Origin of the sequence: Novosphingobium kunmingense, assembly GCF_002813245.1 — a bacterium.
GTDB classification, from domain to species: Bacteria; Pseudomonadota; Alphaproteobacteria; order Sphingomonadales; family Sphingomonadaceae; genus Novosphingobium; species Novosphingobium kunmingense.
The window spans coordinates 883145-897697 of sequence record NZ_PHUF01000002.1 but is presented as its reverse complement, the minus strand read 5'-3'; the positions used below and the strand labels follow the sequence as shown (position 1 = coordinate 897697).

11 protein-coding genes are annotated in these 14553 nt (G+C 67.9%); 9 read left to right on the top strand and 2 right to left on the bottom strand.

Annotated features, from left to right (window positions below; all coding sequences use genetic code 11):
* On the top strand, window positions 1-435 hold the full coding sequence (locus tag B0I00_RS04375) for a PaaI family thioesterase (RefSeq protein ID WP_100866089.1): 435 nt from the start codon (window positions 1-3) through the stop codon (window positions 433-435).
* On the opposite strand, the gene B0I00_RS04370 is transcribed toward B0I00_RS04375, so the two are convergent.
* Both B0I00_RS04370 and B0I00_RS04365 read right to left on the bottom strand, forming a co-directional pair.
* Entirely contained in the window at window positions 436-789 is a 354-nt protein-coding gene (locus tag B0I00_RS04370; protein ID WP_100866088.1) for a DUF3147 family protein, read from the bottom strand.
* A gap of 12 nt (window positions 790-801) precedes the next feature.
* Entirely contained in the window at window positions 802-1281 is a 480-nt protein-coding gene (locus B0I00_RS04365; protein ID WP_100866087.1) for a peroxiredoxin, read from the bottom strand.
* Window positions 1282-1469: 188 nt separating this feature from the next.
* On the opposite strand from B0I00_RS04365, the gene B0I00_RS04360 reads away from it, so the two are divergent.
* From B0I00_RS04360 to addA, 8 genes are all read left to right on the top strand, one after another.
* The gene (locus B0I00_RS04360; protein WP_100866086.1) at window positions 1470-1931 is read left to right on the top strand and encodes an S-adenosyl-L-homocysteine hydrolase; all 462 of its coding nucleotides are present in this window, start codon (window positions 1470-1472) and stop codon (window positions 1929-1931) included.
* 231 nt (window positions 1932-2162) lie between these two features.
* Window positions 2163-3563, top strand: coding sequence for an adenosylhomocysteinase (gene ahcY, locus B0I00_RS04355; protein WP_100866491.1), 1401 nt, complete (start codon window positions 2163-2165; stop codon window positions 3561-3563).
* Between the two features lie 49 nt (window positions 3564-3612).
* On the top strand, window positions 3613-5970 hold the full coding sequence (locus B0I00_RS04350) for a PAS domain-containing sensor histidine kinase (RefSeq protein WP_100866085.1): 2358 nt from the start codon (window positions 3613-3615) through the stop codon (window positions 5968-5970).
* Window positions 5967-6410 (top strand): tRNA (adenosine(37)-N6)-threonylcarbamoyltransferase complex ATPase subunit type 1 TsaE, encoded by a 444-nt coding sequence (tsaE, locus tag B0I00_RS04345; RefSeq protein ID WP_100866084.1) that lies wholly within the window; start codon window positions 5967-5969, stop codon window positions 6408-6410. Before B0I00_RS04350 ends, tsaE begins: the two co-directional genes overlap by 4 nt.
* Complete coding sequence (locus B0I00_RS04340) at window positions 6407-7390, top strand: aminoglycoside phosphotransferase family protein (protein WP_100866083.1); 984 nt, start codon at window positions 6407-6409, stop codon at window positions 7388-7390. The genes tsaE and B0I00_RS04340 overlap by 4 nt, the downstream gene beginning before the upstream one ends.
* A complete protein-coding gene (locus B0I00_RS04335) occupies window positions 7387-8106 on the top strand; it encodes a nucleotidyltransferase family protein (protein ID WP_100866082.1) in 720 nt (239 codons plus the stop codon). The genes B0I00_RS04340 and B0I00_RS04335 overlap by 4 nt, the downstream gene beginning before the upstream one ends.
* Complete coding sequence (locus B0I00_RS04330; RefSeq protein WP_100866081.1) at window positions 8099-11086, top strand: PD-(D/E)XK nuclease family protein; 2988 nt, start codon at window positions 8099-8101, stop codon at window positions 11084-11086. Before B0I00_RS04335 ends, B0I00_RS04330 begins: the two co-directional genes overlap by 8 nt.
* On the top strand, window positions 11083-14541 hold the full coding sequence (gene addA / locus B0I00_RS04325; RefSeq protein ID WP_100866080.1) for a double-strand break repair helicase AddA: 3459 nt from the start codon (window positions 11083-11085) through the stop codon (window positions 14539-14541). Before B0I00_RS04330 ends, addA begins: the two co-directional genes overlap by 4 nt.
* Window positions 14542-14553 lie beyond the last annotated feature (12 nt).

The following is a 14553-nucleotide window of genomic DNA, read 5'->3' as shown; positions in this document are numbered from 1 at the left end:
ATGGCTATCGATCTGGCGCCGGTGATGGACGCCGAGGCGCTGTCGGCCTTCTTTGCCGAGGCCTTTCCGCATGGTGCCCAAGACGTCCACGCGGCGGAACGCTTCACGATCGCTCCGGGCTTCGTGCGGATCGCCTTCGATCCCGACGAAGCCGGGCTCCGGCCAGGCGGCATCGTATCGGGGCCGACACAGATGGGCCTCGCTGACCGCGCTGCCTATGCGGTCATACTCGCGCATATCGGGCCGGTCGCCATGGCCATGACCAGCAATCTCAACTACAGCTTCTTGCGCGCGGTCGCCTTTCGCCGCGTCCACGCCGATGCGGTGCTGCTCAAATTAGGCAGGCGGCTCGCCACGGTCGACGTCCGGTTGTGGCAGGACGATCCGGGCAATGTCGTCGGCCAGGCCACGGTGACCTACGCCATTCCGGGCTGATCAGACCGGTAGCCCGTAGCGGCGGCCGAGCCACATAAGAACCAGATAGCCGGCCATGGCCGTTAGCGCGCCGCACAACAGTGCGGGGGCGAAGGACAGTCCGCGCCGCAGCAGGATGGCGACAAGGAAGAGGGACGGGAGGGCGGCCAGGACATAGGCGCAGGTGCCGATGAGAAAGTCGGAGGCACGCAGCGGATCGGGCGCGTCACGCCATAGCCAGACAAGCGCGAGAAGCGTCGTCAGCGGCAGGCTGGCGACCAGGCCGCCCCAACCCGGATTGCGTCGCGCCAGTTCGGAGGCAGCCGCGATCACCAGACCCGAAAGTAGAGCCTTGACCGCGAGCTGCCCCCACATGAGCGCTTTACCTCAAAGCTGCTCGAGCATGTGCTCGGCGCTGCTTACCTTGAACTCGCCCGGCGCCTCGACATTGAGCTGCTCGACCACGCCGTCGTTTACGACCATCGAGAAGCGCTGGCCGCGCTTGCCAAGGCCGAAGGCGCTGCCATCCATGGTAAGGCCCACGGCTTCGGCAAAGTCACCGTTGCCGTCTGCCAGCATGGTGATCGCGTCGGAACCCGAAGCCTTATTCCAGGCGCCCATCACGAAGGGATCATTGACCGCGGTGCCGACGATCTCGTCGATGCCCTTTGCCTTGAGGTCTTCGGCCTTGTCCACGAAGCCCGGCAGGTGCTTGGCCGAGCAGGTCGGGGTGAAGGCGCCAGGGACGGAGAACAGGGCGACGCGCTTGCCCTTGAAGTAATCGGCGCTCTGCACCGCCTCGGGGCCATTCTCGGTAGCCTTGACCAGCTTCACGTCGGGCAGCTTGTCTCCAACCGAAATCGTCATGTTTCCATCTCCTTCTCATGCCGCGCAGGGCGGGTTGCGAATTGCCCGCAGGATATAGGGGGGTGTAGCGTGAGGGCAACCTTGGACCCATGGTTAATTTCGCTTCACCAACGCGATTTAACTTTCCGTAAACGGATTGAGAGGACTGTCTTCGCAGCGGGATAGGTCGTCCTGCGGGGAGACTGCAGATGATTATCAAGGGGGTTGCGGCAGGGCTTGCCGCCATATCGATGCTGGCATCCGTTCCGGCCCAGGCTGCCGGTGCGATGAGCCAGGCCGAAAAGCTGCGCCGGCTGGACATCATGCTGATGGTTACGGGGCTGCGCTGCCGCACCACGGCGTACAATTTTCAGAGCGAATACGGCAAGTTCACGACCAGGCACCTCGTCGCGCTCAACGCGGCCAGCCGTGAAATGAAGGCCGGCCTTGCCAAGCGCCACGGCGCGACCGGTGCCAACCGCGCACTGGACAAGCTGAGCGTCACCATGGCGAACGAATACGGCAACGGCCATCCCTGGCTCGGCTGCGATCAGCTCAAGAAGGTTGCCAGCGGCCTTGCTGCGGCCAAGGGCACGGCGCCGCTTGTCGAGGCGGCCGACCAGTTGCTCGGCCAGGGTGGCGGCGGCCAGTACGGTTACGCCCGCCGCTAGGCAACCGCATTGCGCTCGGGGGGGCGCGATCGGCTGAACGGATGGGAGCGCGCGGGCCGCACGGGTCGTGACTGCGGCTCCCATCACGGATATAAAGATTTCTTTATGTTTGCCTCTGCGCGCATCAGGGGCTAAGGGCGGCGTCAGCTTTGGCGCCGCCTTTTTGCATCCGGCCGGCGCCTTCTTGCACGACACGATCAAGGAGTTTGCCCTGTGGCCAGCGCAGCTGACATTGCCGCCAAGGACTATGTAATCGCCGATCTCGGCCTCGCGGAATTCGGCCGCGCTGAAATCCGCATCGCCGAAACCGAAATGCCCGGGCTGATGGCGCTGAGAGAAGAATTCGGAGCATCGCAGCCACTGAAGGGGGCGCGGATCACCGGTTCGCTGCATATGACGATCCAGACCGCGGTGCTGATCGAGACGCTCGTCGCGCTGGGCGCCGAAGTGCGCTGGGCCACCTGCAACATCTTTTCGACCCAGGATCACGCTGCCGCCGCGATCGCCGCCGCGGGCATTCCGGTTTTCGCGGTCAAGGGCGAGAGCCTGGCCGATTACTGGGACTATGTCGGCAAGATTTTCGACTGGGACGACGGCACCGGCCGCACCGCCAACATGATCCTCGACGATGGCGGCGATGCCACGATGTTCGCCCTGTGGGGCGCAAGGCTTGAAGCCGGCGACACGATGCCCGAACCCGGCAACGCCGAGGAGATCGAATTCCAGCGCGCGCTCAAGGCTTTCGTCAAGGCAAAGCCCGGCTACCTCACCATGTCGGTGGCGCACATCAAGGGCGTTTCGGAGGAAACGACCACCGGCGTTCACCGCCTTTACCAGATCGCCAAGGATGGCAAGCTGCCGTTCCCCGCGATCAACGTGAACGACAGCGTCACCAAGTCGAAGTTCGACAACCTCTACGGCTGCAAGGAATCGCTAGTCGACGCGATCCGCCGCGCGACCGACGTGATGCTGGCCGGCAAGGTTGCCTGCGTCGCGGGCTTCGGCGACGTCGGCAAGGGCAGCGCCGCTTCGCTGCGCCAGGGCGGCGCGCGCGTGATGGTCACCGAAATCGATCCGATCTGCGCGCTGCAGGCGGCGATGGAGGGTTACGAGGTCGTGACGATGGAAGAAGCGGTCAGCCGTTGCGACATCTTTGTCACCGCCACCGGCAACGAGGACGTCATCACCGCCGAACACATGAAGGCGATGAAACCGATGAGCATCGTGTGCAACATCGGCCATTTCGACAGCGAGATCCAGATCGCAGCGCTCGACAACTACAAGTGGACCGAGGTGAAGCCGGGCACCGACCTGGTCGAATTCCCGGACGGCAAGCAGATCATCGTTCTGGCCAAGGGGCGCCTGGTCAACCTGGGCTGCGCCACCGGTCACCCGAGTTTCGTGATGAGCTCGAGCTTTACCAACCAGACGCTGGCCCAGATCGAACTGTTCACCAAGGCGGCCGAATACAAGAACGAGGTTTACGTGCTGCCCAAGCACCTCGACGAAAAAGTCGCGGCGCTGCATCTCGACAAGCTCGGGGTCAAGCTGACCACGCTGTCGAAGAAGCAGGCCGACTATATCGGCGTTCCCCAGCAGGGACCGTTCAAGCCCGAGCATTACCGCTACTAAGCGGTTGCACCGGCTTGCCATCGTGCCCCCCGGCGCATAGCTGGGGGGCATGACGCTTACCCCCACCGCACTGGTACTTCTCGGCCTGCTCCTGGCCGCATGGACCGTCGCGGCGATCTGGGCGGTGCTGGCGGCGCGGGCCCGGCAGAAGCGCGCCGAAGCCAGCCAGCGCCATGCCCGCCGACTGGGGCGGATGGTCGACGAGAGTCCGGCCTTGCCGCTGCTTGTCAGGGTCGACGGGCGGATCGAGGCGCCGCTACGGCTGGCCAACTGGCTGGGTCTGGAGAAGGTCCCGCAATATCTGACCGAACTGGACGGCGAACGAGTCGATGGCGGGTCCGGGGGGCTTTCGACCGAAAAGCTCGCCGAACTGACCGAGGCGGTGCGCCGCACCCAGCGCACGGCCGCACCCTTCCGCATGGTCGCCACCCCGCGCGGCTCGACCCGCAGCCTGGCCCTGCGCGGGCACCTGGCCGACCCGCAGGTGTCGCCGGGCGGCGCGGCGCTGGTCTGGGTATTCGACTTTTCCGACAGCGAAAGCGAACTGGTTCAACTGCGTGAGGATGCCGCCCGGGCACGAGGCGACTTTGCCGCGCTCGTCGGGTTGATCGAAGCCGCCCCCATGCCGATGTGGTTCCGCAGCCCCGACGGCGACCTGCGCCTGGTCAACCAGGCCTATGTCCGCGCCGTCGCTGGCGAGGACGCGCGCAGCGTCGCGGAAACGGGTGTGGAACTGATCGAATCGGTCGACGGACTGACTGCGCGGCAGGTCGCTCTGCAGTCTTTCGCACGCAAGTTGCCTATCGAGCGCATGGTCTCCGCAACGATCGGCGGCCAGCGCCGCGCGCTGCGCGTCTCCGATTTGCCGCTGGGGGACGAGGGCGTTGCCGGTTACGCGGTCGATGTCGAGGAGATGGAAGAACTGAGCCGCGATTTTCGCGCCTTCCGCGATGCCCAGCGCGCCATGCTGGACCAGCTTTCGGCAGGGGTTGCACAGTTCGATGTCCGACGCCAACTGACCTTCGCCAACCAGCCGTTCCAGCGGATCTTTGCGCTGAAGCCCACGACCATGCTCGATCCGCCGCCTTTCGAGCGGCTGCTCGATCTGGCGCGCGATGCCGGACGCGTGCCCGAGGCGCGCGACTTTCCTGCCTGGCGGCGCGAGCGTGCGGGTTGGTTTACCGCCAGCGCCCCGCAGGAAGAGGCCTGGACCCTGGCCGACGGAACGCACCTGCGCGTAGTTGGCCAGCCGCTGCCCGATGGCGGCATGATGCTGATCGCCGAGGATCGCACCGAACAGCTCCGCCTTTCGGCGGTCCGCGACACGCTGCTGCGCACCCGCACCGCGACCTTCGACAGCCTGTTCGAATCGGTCGCCGTTTTTGCCCCTGACGGCAAGATGCAGCTGTGGAACCGCCGCTTCGCTGCCGACTGGGGCCTGGAGGATACCTTCCTTGACGGTCATCCCCGGATCGAGGCGCTGCTCGACAGGATCTCGCAGAAGCTGGTCCACCCCGGCCGTGTCAGGCAGGTCGGCGACGCGATCCGTTCGGCCACGCTCGACCGCAAGCAGCGCGAAGGCCGCGCCACGCTGGCCGACGGGCGAACGCTCGAGTTTGCTGGCGTGCCGCTGCCCGACGGCAACGGCCTGCTGACCGTACTCGACATCACCGACAGCCAGAAGGCGGAGGAGGCGCTGAAGCAGCGCAACGCTGCCCTGGAAGAGGCGGACGCGATGAAGACCCGCTTCCTGGCCACGATGAGCTACGAGTTCCGCACCCCGCTGACCTCGATCGGCGGGTTTGCCGAATTGCTGCAAGCGGGGCTGGGCGGCGAATTGAGCGAACAGGGCAACGACTACGTCGCGGCGATCCTCAGTTCGGTGGCCCGCCTTGGCGAGCAGATCGACGACGTGCTCGACCTGTCACAGAGCGAGGCCGGCCTGCTGCCGCTGGCGCAGGAGGAGATCGACCTGCTGCCCTTCGTTACCAAGCTGGTCGAGGAACGCGCTGCAGCCATCAAGGCCGGGTCGATCACGCTCGACATGCGGGGCGATCGCAGCGCCGGGCGCCTGACCGGGGATCGCCGCCGCCTGGGCCGCGCCGTCGGTCACCTGATCGACAACGCCATTGCCGCAACGCCGTCAGGAGGACGCATCCTGGTCGAATTGTCAGGCCGCAAGGGCAAGGCGCAGATCGTCGTTTCGGACAACGGTCCCGGCATGGACGCGGCCACCCTGGCTCGCGCGCTCGAAGGGATCAAGGTCGCCGCCGACGGCAAGACGATCGAGCGCCGCCAGGGCCTTGGCCTGCCGCTGGCACGCCAGCTTATCGAAGCCCACGGCGGCACGCTCGAACTGCTGTCCGAGCCGGGGCAGGGCACTGCGGCGATCGTCGAGTTGCCGTGAAGGTGGAACTGCCCGACCTTGCCGCCACGGCGGCATTAGGGGCGCGCATCGCCGATCGGCTGCGTCCCGGCGATGTCGTGGCACTGTCCGGCGGGCTGGGCGCCGGCAAGACCACGCTGGCCCGCGCGATCATCGCCGCGCTGGGCCATCCGGGCGAGGTGCCGTCGCCGAGCTTTGCGATCATCGAGACCTATGATCCGCCAACAGTGCGCCTGCCGCTGGTCCACGCCGATTTCTACCGGCTCGAACGGCCCGAGGAGGCGGAGGAGATCGGCCTCGACGATTACCGCGAGGGGGCCGCACTGCTGGCCGAATGGCCCGAACACGCCGGCGGCTTCGCGCACGAACCGGCGTGCCTGTCGCTTCGCCTCGAAACTGCGGAAACGGGTCGGATTGCCATTGTCGAGGGCGGGGCCGATTGGCTAGGGCGCCTGCCATGACGCAATCCCTGCCCGAGGGCATCGACGCTTTCCTCGCCACCGCCGGATGGTCCGACGCCGTGATCGAGCCATTGGCCGGTGACGCCTCGTTCCGGCGCTATTTCCGCGTCCGCCGCGACAAGGCGACGGCAATGCTGATGGACGCGCCGCCTCCGCACGAGGACCCCACCCCGTTCCTGCGCGCCGCCAAGTGGCTCGATGCCAACGGCCTGCGCGCGCCGGTGATCCTGGCCGAGAACGCGTCGCGCGGGCTGGTCCTGATCGAGGATTTCGGCGAGGTGCGGATGCGCGAATACCTTGACGAATGGCCGCAGGACGAAGCCGAGGTTTACAAGAGCGCAATCGATGCGCTGGTGGCCTTGCACCGCCTGCCGCCGGGCCCGTTCACCGCCTATGGGCTGTCCGAATACCAGCGCGAGGCGCGGCTGTTCACCGAATGGTATTGCCCGGCGCAGGGGCTAACCGTCGACGCGGCCGCCTATGACAAGGCGTGGGAGCAGGTGATGAGCCAACTTCTTCCTCGTCAGCGCCCCGGCGTGACGGTGCTGCGCGATTACCACGCCGAGAACATCATGCTGCTGGGCTCGCTGCAGAAGCAGGGGCTGCTCGATTTCCAGGACGCGCTGGTCGGCCATCCCGCCTACGATCTCGTCTCGCTGCTGCAGGACGCCCGCCGCGACGTGTCGACCGCGCTCGAGACCGAAATGTTCGACTATTACGTCGCGAAGAGTGGAGCGGGGCCCGAGTTCCTGGCCGACTACGCCCGCCTCGGTGCGCAGCGCAACGCCAAGATCGTCGGCATTTTCGTGCGGCTGTGGCAGCGCGACGGCAAGCCGCGCTACCTCGATCTCATCCCGCGGGTCTGGGCGGCGCTTGAGCGCGACCTGACCCATCCGGCGCTCGAGCCGGTGGCGTTGTGGTTCGATCGCTTCATCCCGTCGGACTTGCGCAAGGCGGGTGGCGGCGCCTTTTCGGTATGAGCGAGCAGCCCGGCACCGCGATGATCATGGCCGCGGGCAAGGGCACGCGGATGATGCCGCTGACCGCGAGCCGGCCCAAGCCGCTGGTCGAAGTAGCTGGCACAACTCTGCTCGACCACGTGCTCGACTTGCTGCGCAACGCGGGGGTCGGACGCATCGTCGTCAACGTCCACTACTTCGCCGAACAGATCGAGGCGCATCTTGCAACTCATGCGCGGGACTTCACGGTCGCCGTGTCGGACGAGCGCGACCTGCTGCGCGACACCGGTGGCGGTCTGGTCAAGGCGCTGCCGCTGATCGAAGGCGATCCGTTTTTCTGCATCAACGCCGACAACTGGTTCGCCGATACCGACGAGCACGCGCTGCATCGCATGGCCGCGATGTGGGATGCGGAGCGGATGGACGTGCTGATGCTGGTCGTGCCGACCGAGCGGGCCGGCAACACGCAGGGGACCGGCGATTTCGACATGGACGCCGATGGCCGCCTGTCGCGCGACGGACCCAAGCGGCCGCGACCCTTTGTCTGGACGGGGATCCAGATGCTGGCGCGCAAGGTGGTGACAGATCCGCCATCCGACGTCTTTTCCACCAACCTTTTCTGGGATCGCGCCATCGCGCAGGGTCGCTGTTTCGGGCTGGTTCACGAAGGAGCCTGGTTCGACGTCGGCTATCCCGAGGCGATCGGCCTCACAGAAGCCGCACTGTCCGGTGACTGAACGGGGCGGGCCGCAGGTCTATTCGATCGCGGCGCACCGCGGCTTCGCCGACGCGCTCGTCGCCGGACTCATCCCGCGCTACGGCGAGGACCAGCTCGGTCTGGCGCGGTTGACCCTTCTTCTGCCCAGCCGACGCGCCGAACGGATCGTCACCGAAGCGTTCGTTCGCTTGTCTGGGCAGGGGCTGCTGCTGCCGCGCATGGCCGTGGTCGGCGATCTCGACCTCGACGAAACGCTCGGCCCGCTGCTCGATCCGCTGGGGGCCGGCACGACCATTCCCCCGGCCGCCGATCCGCTGCGGCGGCAACTGCGGCTTGCTGAATTGCTGCGCGAGGCAATGGGTGACGGCGCGCCGCCCATGCCGGCCTTGCTGCGCCTTGCCTTCGACACAGGACGCACGATCGACCGGCTGGCGATCGAGGGCATCGGCTTCGAGCGGCTGATCGAAGAGCGGATTGCCGGGATCGTCGGCGAACAGGCGCAGCACTGGATCGCCTCCACCCGCCAGTTCGCGGTCGTGCTGGCGCATTGGCAGGCCGAGCTGGCCGAGCGCGGCGAGGTCGACGGGCCAGAGCGGCGCAACCGCCTGTTCGACCATGCTGCCGCGCGCTGGCGCGACACGCCGCCGAAAAGCCCGCTGGTCGCTGCCGGGATCACCAGCGCCTCGCCCGCGCTGGCCCGGTTGCTGCGCGTCGTGGCCGAAACCCCGCGCGGCGCGGTCATCCTCCCCGATCTCGACCTGTCGTTGGACGAGGAAACCTGGGATCTGTTGGGCACGGCCGGGGCGCCGGAGAGGTCCGACGATCCGCCGTTCGGCGAGCATGACGCGCTGACTCACCCGCAGTACCATCTCAAGCTGCTTCTCAACCGCATGGGCGTGAACCGCGGCGAGGTCGAGCCTTGGCATCGCGCCGGCCTGTCGCCGGCACCGCCCGAGCGCAGCCGCGCCATCTCGAACCTGTTCCTGCCCTCGCGCGCCAGCGCGCGCTGGGTCGATCTGCCCGCCGCACAGCGCCGTCTGTCGGGCGTGCGGTTGATGAACAGCGCCCACCCCGGCGAAGAAGCGCAGGCCATCGCGGTGCTGATCCGCGAGGCGCTGGAGGTGCCCGAACGCCGCGTCGCGCTGGTAACTCCCGACCGCAAGCTGGCGGGCCGCGTCGTGGCGCATCTGCGCCGCTGGCAGATTGCGGCGGACGATACTGCTGGCCAGCCTCTTTCGCAGACCCCTGCGGGCCGCCTGGTTCTGCAACTGTCCGAAGTCGTCGCCACCAAAGCCGCGCCGGTGGCGCTGCTTGCGCTTCTGCAACATCCGCTTGCGGGAGGCGACGGGGACCGCGCCGCGTGGCTGGAGCACGCCCGCCACCTCGACCGCCGGCTGCGCGGGCCGCGCCTCGCCCCCGGGCTCGCGCCGATCGCCGACTTGATCGGCAAGATGGACCAGCCGGCGCAGGACTGGTGGACCGGCGTCGAAGCAACGCTCGGCCCGCTGCTGGCATGGCCCGGCGAGTTGCCACTTGCCGATGCGCTCGAGGCTCTGGCGCAGGCCGGCGAGGTGCTCTGCGGGTTGCGGCTGTGGAGCAATGCCGATGGCCGCGCCTTGTCGGCCTGGGTCGAGGATCAGCGCGCTGCAGCCCGGGACGTCGGCACCCTGATCGCGCCGGGCGATGTCCTGACCGTGTTGCGCGATGCGATGGACCGCGTGGCGGTACGCCCGCCGTGGGGCAGCCACCCGCGCGTCGCGATCTACGGCCTGCTCGAAGCGCGGATGAGCCGCGCGGACCTGGTCATCTGCGCCGGCCTGACCGAGGGCGCCTGGCCCGGTTCCGCCGCGCCCGAGTCGTTGCTGCCGCCCGCCGTATTGCGTGCTCTTGGCGTGCCGGCGGGCGAGTTTCGGATCGGCCTAGCCGCCCACGACCTGGCCGGTTCGCTCGGCGCGCCCGAAGTCGTGCTGAGCTGGGCCGATCGCGACGAGGGTGGCCCCGTGATTCCAAGCCGCTTCGTCCTGCGTGTCGAGGCGCTGCTCGGCGATCTTGCCGGCGATCACCGCGAGACGCGCGCCGTGGACCTTGCCCGCGCCATCGACCGTGCCAGCCCAGCGCCGCCCTATCCCAGGCCGGAGCCGCGCCCGTCGACCGAGCAGCGCGACGTGCCGCTGGCCGTCACCGCGATCGACCGGCTGCGCTCCGATCCCTACCAGTTCTATGCCCAGGCGATCCTGCGCCTGCGCGCGCTCGATCCCCTCGATGCCGAACCGAGTGCGGCGTGGAAGGGCACGGCGGTCCACCGCGTGCTCAACCGCTGGCACGAGGCCGGGCAGCTGCCGGGCGCGCTTCACGCCATCGCCGATGCCGAACTGCGCACGATGCAGGCCCACCCGCTGGTCCGCGCATTGTGGTGGCCGCGTTTGGCCCGCGCGCTCGACTGGATCGACGCCGAGGTCGCGCGGCTTGCCGCGGACGAAGGGCGCAGCGTGGCCTTGAGCGAAAAGGACGGCGCGATGGAGGTCGATGGCGTGCGCGTGTTCGGCCGTGCCGACCGGATCGACCGCCGCGCTGACGGCAAGCTTGTGGTTGTCGACTACAAGACTGGCTCGCCGCCGTCGGGTCGAATGGTGCAGGAAGGTTTTGCGCTGCAATTGGGCGTTCTTGGCCTGATTGCGCGCGACGGTGGATTTGCCCAGGCGGTCGGCGATCCCGACGGGTTCGAATACTGGTCGCTGGGCAAGGATCCGAAGAACGACAGCTTCGGCTATGTGGCCGAGCCCGTGCTGGAAGGCCAGAAGAAGTCGGGCCTGCCGCGCGCCGAGTTCCTCTACACTATCGAGACCTACCTGCGCGAGGCGATCGTTCGCTGGATCAAGGGAGACGAGGCTTTCACCGCGCGTCTCAACCCCGACATCGGCGGCTACAACGACTACGATCAGTTGATGCGGCTCGACGAATGGCAAACTCGCGCCGACGCCTGGGCCAGCAAGCCATGAGCCGCGTCTTCCCCCTGACAGACGAACAGCGCCCGGCGGTCGATCCGGGCGAGGTGGTCTGGCTTTCCGCCTCGGCCGGGACCGGCAAGACGCAGGTTCTGTCGGCGCGCGTGCTGCGACTTTTGCTGCAGGACAACGTTGCCCCTTCTCAAATCCTCTGCCTGACCTTCACCAAGGCCGGCGCCGCCGAAATGGCGACCCGCATCAACGAGGTTCTGGCCCGATGGGTGCGATTGGACGACAATGCGCTGTTCCGCGAACTCGAAGCGATCGGCGCGAGGTCAGGACCTGAAGCGCGCGCGCGGGCGCGCACCCTGTTCGCCTCGGTGCTCGACTGCCCGGGCGGCGGGCTGCGCATCGACACCATTCATGCCTTTGCGCAGTGGCTCCTGTCCGCCTTTCCACACGAGGCCGGGCTGGCTCCAGGGACACGGGCGATGGAGGATCGCGACCGGCAATTGCTGATGCGCGAGGTGCTGGGCGGCATGCTGGTCGAAGCCGAAGAAAGGGGCGATGCCGAGACGCTGCACGCCGTCGCCGTGCTGTCCGAGCGGCTCGGTCCCGACTCGGTCGAAGCTTACCTGCTGCGCTGCGCCGAAGCGCACGACCTGTGGCACGGGCCCGGTGCCTGGCAGCCGCCGATGGACGCCGACGTGCGCCGCCTGATCGGGCTGCCAGCCGATGCCGAGAGCGCCGCGGGCCTCTGCGCCGATGGGGTGTTCGATACCGATGCCCTCGAACTGTGCTTAGCGGCCTATGGCCAGTGGTCGGTCAAGACCGGGCAGGACGGCAGGGCGGTCATTTCCGCCTGGCTGGCGGCCGATGCCGAAGAGCGCTTGTTGCGCCTGGCTGAGCTGTCGAAAGTGCTGTTCACCCAGAAGGACGCAGTCAAGAACGGCAAGTCGCTGGTCAAGTTCGAGGAAGGCTTCGAACAGGCCGGCGAAGCGGTGCTCCGCTCGGTCCTCGCCGTGCGCGAGCGCCAAGCGCTGATCGCCCTGGCGGCCTGGCTGGCCCCGGCTCTCGAACTCGGCCGCCGTTTCGCACTCGCCTGGGATGAGGCCAAGGCGCGCGAGGGGCTGATCGATTTCGACGACCAGATCCGGCAGGCCGCCCATCTGCTACAGCAGTCCGACCTTGCCGGCTGGATCCGCTACAAGCTCGACCGGCGGTTCGATCACGTGCTGGTCGATGAGGCACAGGACACCAACGCCGCGCAGTGGCACATCATCGATGCGCTGATCGGCGATTTCTTCAGCGGCGAGGGCCTGCGCGGCGACGTGCTGCGGACGCTGTTCGTGGTCGGCGATTACAAGCAGGCGATCTTCCGCTTCCAGGGCACCAGCCCCGAAAACTTCGCCCGCGCCAAGGAACGCGTGCGTGCCCAGATGCGCCTGGCTGAAAACGTCTTCCAACTGCGCGAAAGCCGGAGCGCGCGCGAATTGCAGGATCTGGGCCTCAGCCAGAGCTTCCGCACTTCGCGCGACGTGCTCGAGTTCGTCGATCTTGCGGTCGAGGCGATCGGGTTCGAGGCGATCGGGCTCGACCAGGCACCCGATCGTCATCGTGGCGAGGATCGCCCGGGCCTCGTCACGCTGTGGCGCGTCGTGGCCGGCCGCGAAGAGGACGAGGTCATCGACGAGGAGGGCGAGGACACCTGGTTCGCACGCTCCGACCGCCGCCTGGCCGATCGCATCGCGCAGCAGGTCAAGCACTGGATCGACCACGGTTTTCCGCTTGTTAAGGGCGAGGTGCCGGGTACCGCCCGCCGCGCGCGCGCGGGTGACGTCATGGTGTTGGTCCGCAAGCGCAAGGAGCTGGCAGGACTGATCGTTGGGCGGCTGCACGCCGCAGGCGTTCCGGTGGCCGGGGTCGATCGCCTGCGACTTGCCGCGCCGCTGGCCGTGCGCGATCTGATGGCGGCGGTGCGTTTTGCCGCGCAGCCGTTCGACGACCTCAACCTTGCCTGCCTGCTGACTTCGCCGCTGCTTGGCTGGTCGCAGGATGACCTGCTGACCCATGGATACCGCGACGGTGATCTGCGCCTGTGGGAACACCTCCGGCGCAGCCGCGAGCCGGTGGCGGAGCAGGCCATGGTGCGGCTGTTCGAACTGCTGCGCCTCGCCGATTACGAACCGCCGCTCGCGCTGCTGCACTGGATCCTGACCGGGCCGTGGCAAGGCCGGCGTGCGCTTGTCGCGCGGCTTGGCGCAGAGGCCAACGATCCGATCGACGAACTGCTCAACGCCGCCAGCTCCTTTGCCGGAACCGAAGTGCCGAGCCTGCAGGGCTTTATCCGCTGGTTCGACGCGGGCGAGGGCGAGTTGAAGCGCGAGGCGGGCAAGCAGGGCGACCAGGTGCGGGTGATGACGGTCCACGGATCGAAGGGCCTTCAGGCGCCGATCGTCATCCTTGCCGATGCTGCCGACGATCCCGAACGATCGCTTGGCAGCCCGCTCGAATTGAAGGATCCGGCAAGCGAATGGGGCGGTGAACCTCGCGCCGTGCCGCTGCCGTCATTGCGCAAGGCCGAACGGGTCGGACGGATCGCACAGGCGCACGACGCGGCCCGGACCGAAGAGCGGCAGGAGCATTGGCGGCTGCTCTATGTCGCGATGACCCGCGCCGAGGAAGCCCTGTTCATCGCTGGCGCGCTGGGCCCGCGCGAGACCGAGCCCGCTGCGGACAGCTGGTACGCACGGCTGCAGGGGCTGTTCGGCTCGGGTGACTGGCTCGACGATCCGCTGTGGGGAGCGCGGCTGGAGCATGGCGCGGTGACCACCGCGACGCTGCCGCCGCCGGACCGATCCGCGGCCGAGCTGGCCCTGCTCGAACCTTGGCTGGAACGGCCGGCACCCGCCGAACCGCGCCCGTCGCGCCCGCTCGCACCATCCTCGCTGGGCGAGGACCTCGCTGCCGATCCGCCTTATCCGCCCGGTGCCGGCGGTGAAGCGGCGCGGCGCGGCGTGCTTCTGCACCGCCTGCTCGAGCGCCTGCCGGACGTGCCACCGCCGGAGCGCGAGGCGGCGGCCCTGGCCTGGCTGGCGCGCGCCGCCGGCGATCTCGATCATCATGCCCGCACCGGCATGGCGGCGTCCGCGATCCGCGTGCTAGGCGATCCGGCCTGGGCCGAGCTGTTCGCGCCGGGCTCGCTGGCCGAGGTGCCGATAGCGGCGACGGTCGGCGGGCAAGTCATCGCCGGGACGATCGATCGCGTGGTGATCGGGGCTGATCGCATCCGGCTGATCGATTTCAAGACCGCGCGACGCCCTCCGGCCAGTCTCGACGAAGTGCCGGTTGCGATCCTGCGCCAGATGGCAGCCTATGCCGCGGCGCTCGAAGCCGTCTACCCGGGCCGCAAGGTGGAGGCGGCGCTGCTTTACACCCAGACGCCGCGCCTGCTGGTAATTCCGACGGCGCTGCTTGCCATCCACAAGCAGGCATTGACCGGCACCTAGCAATGCTTTGCC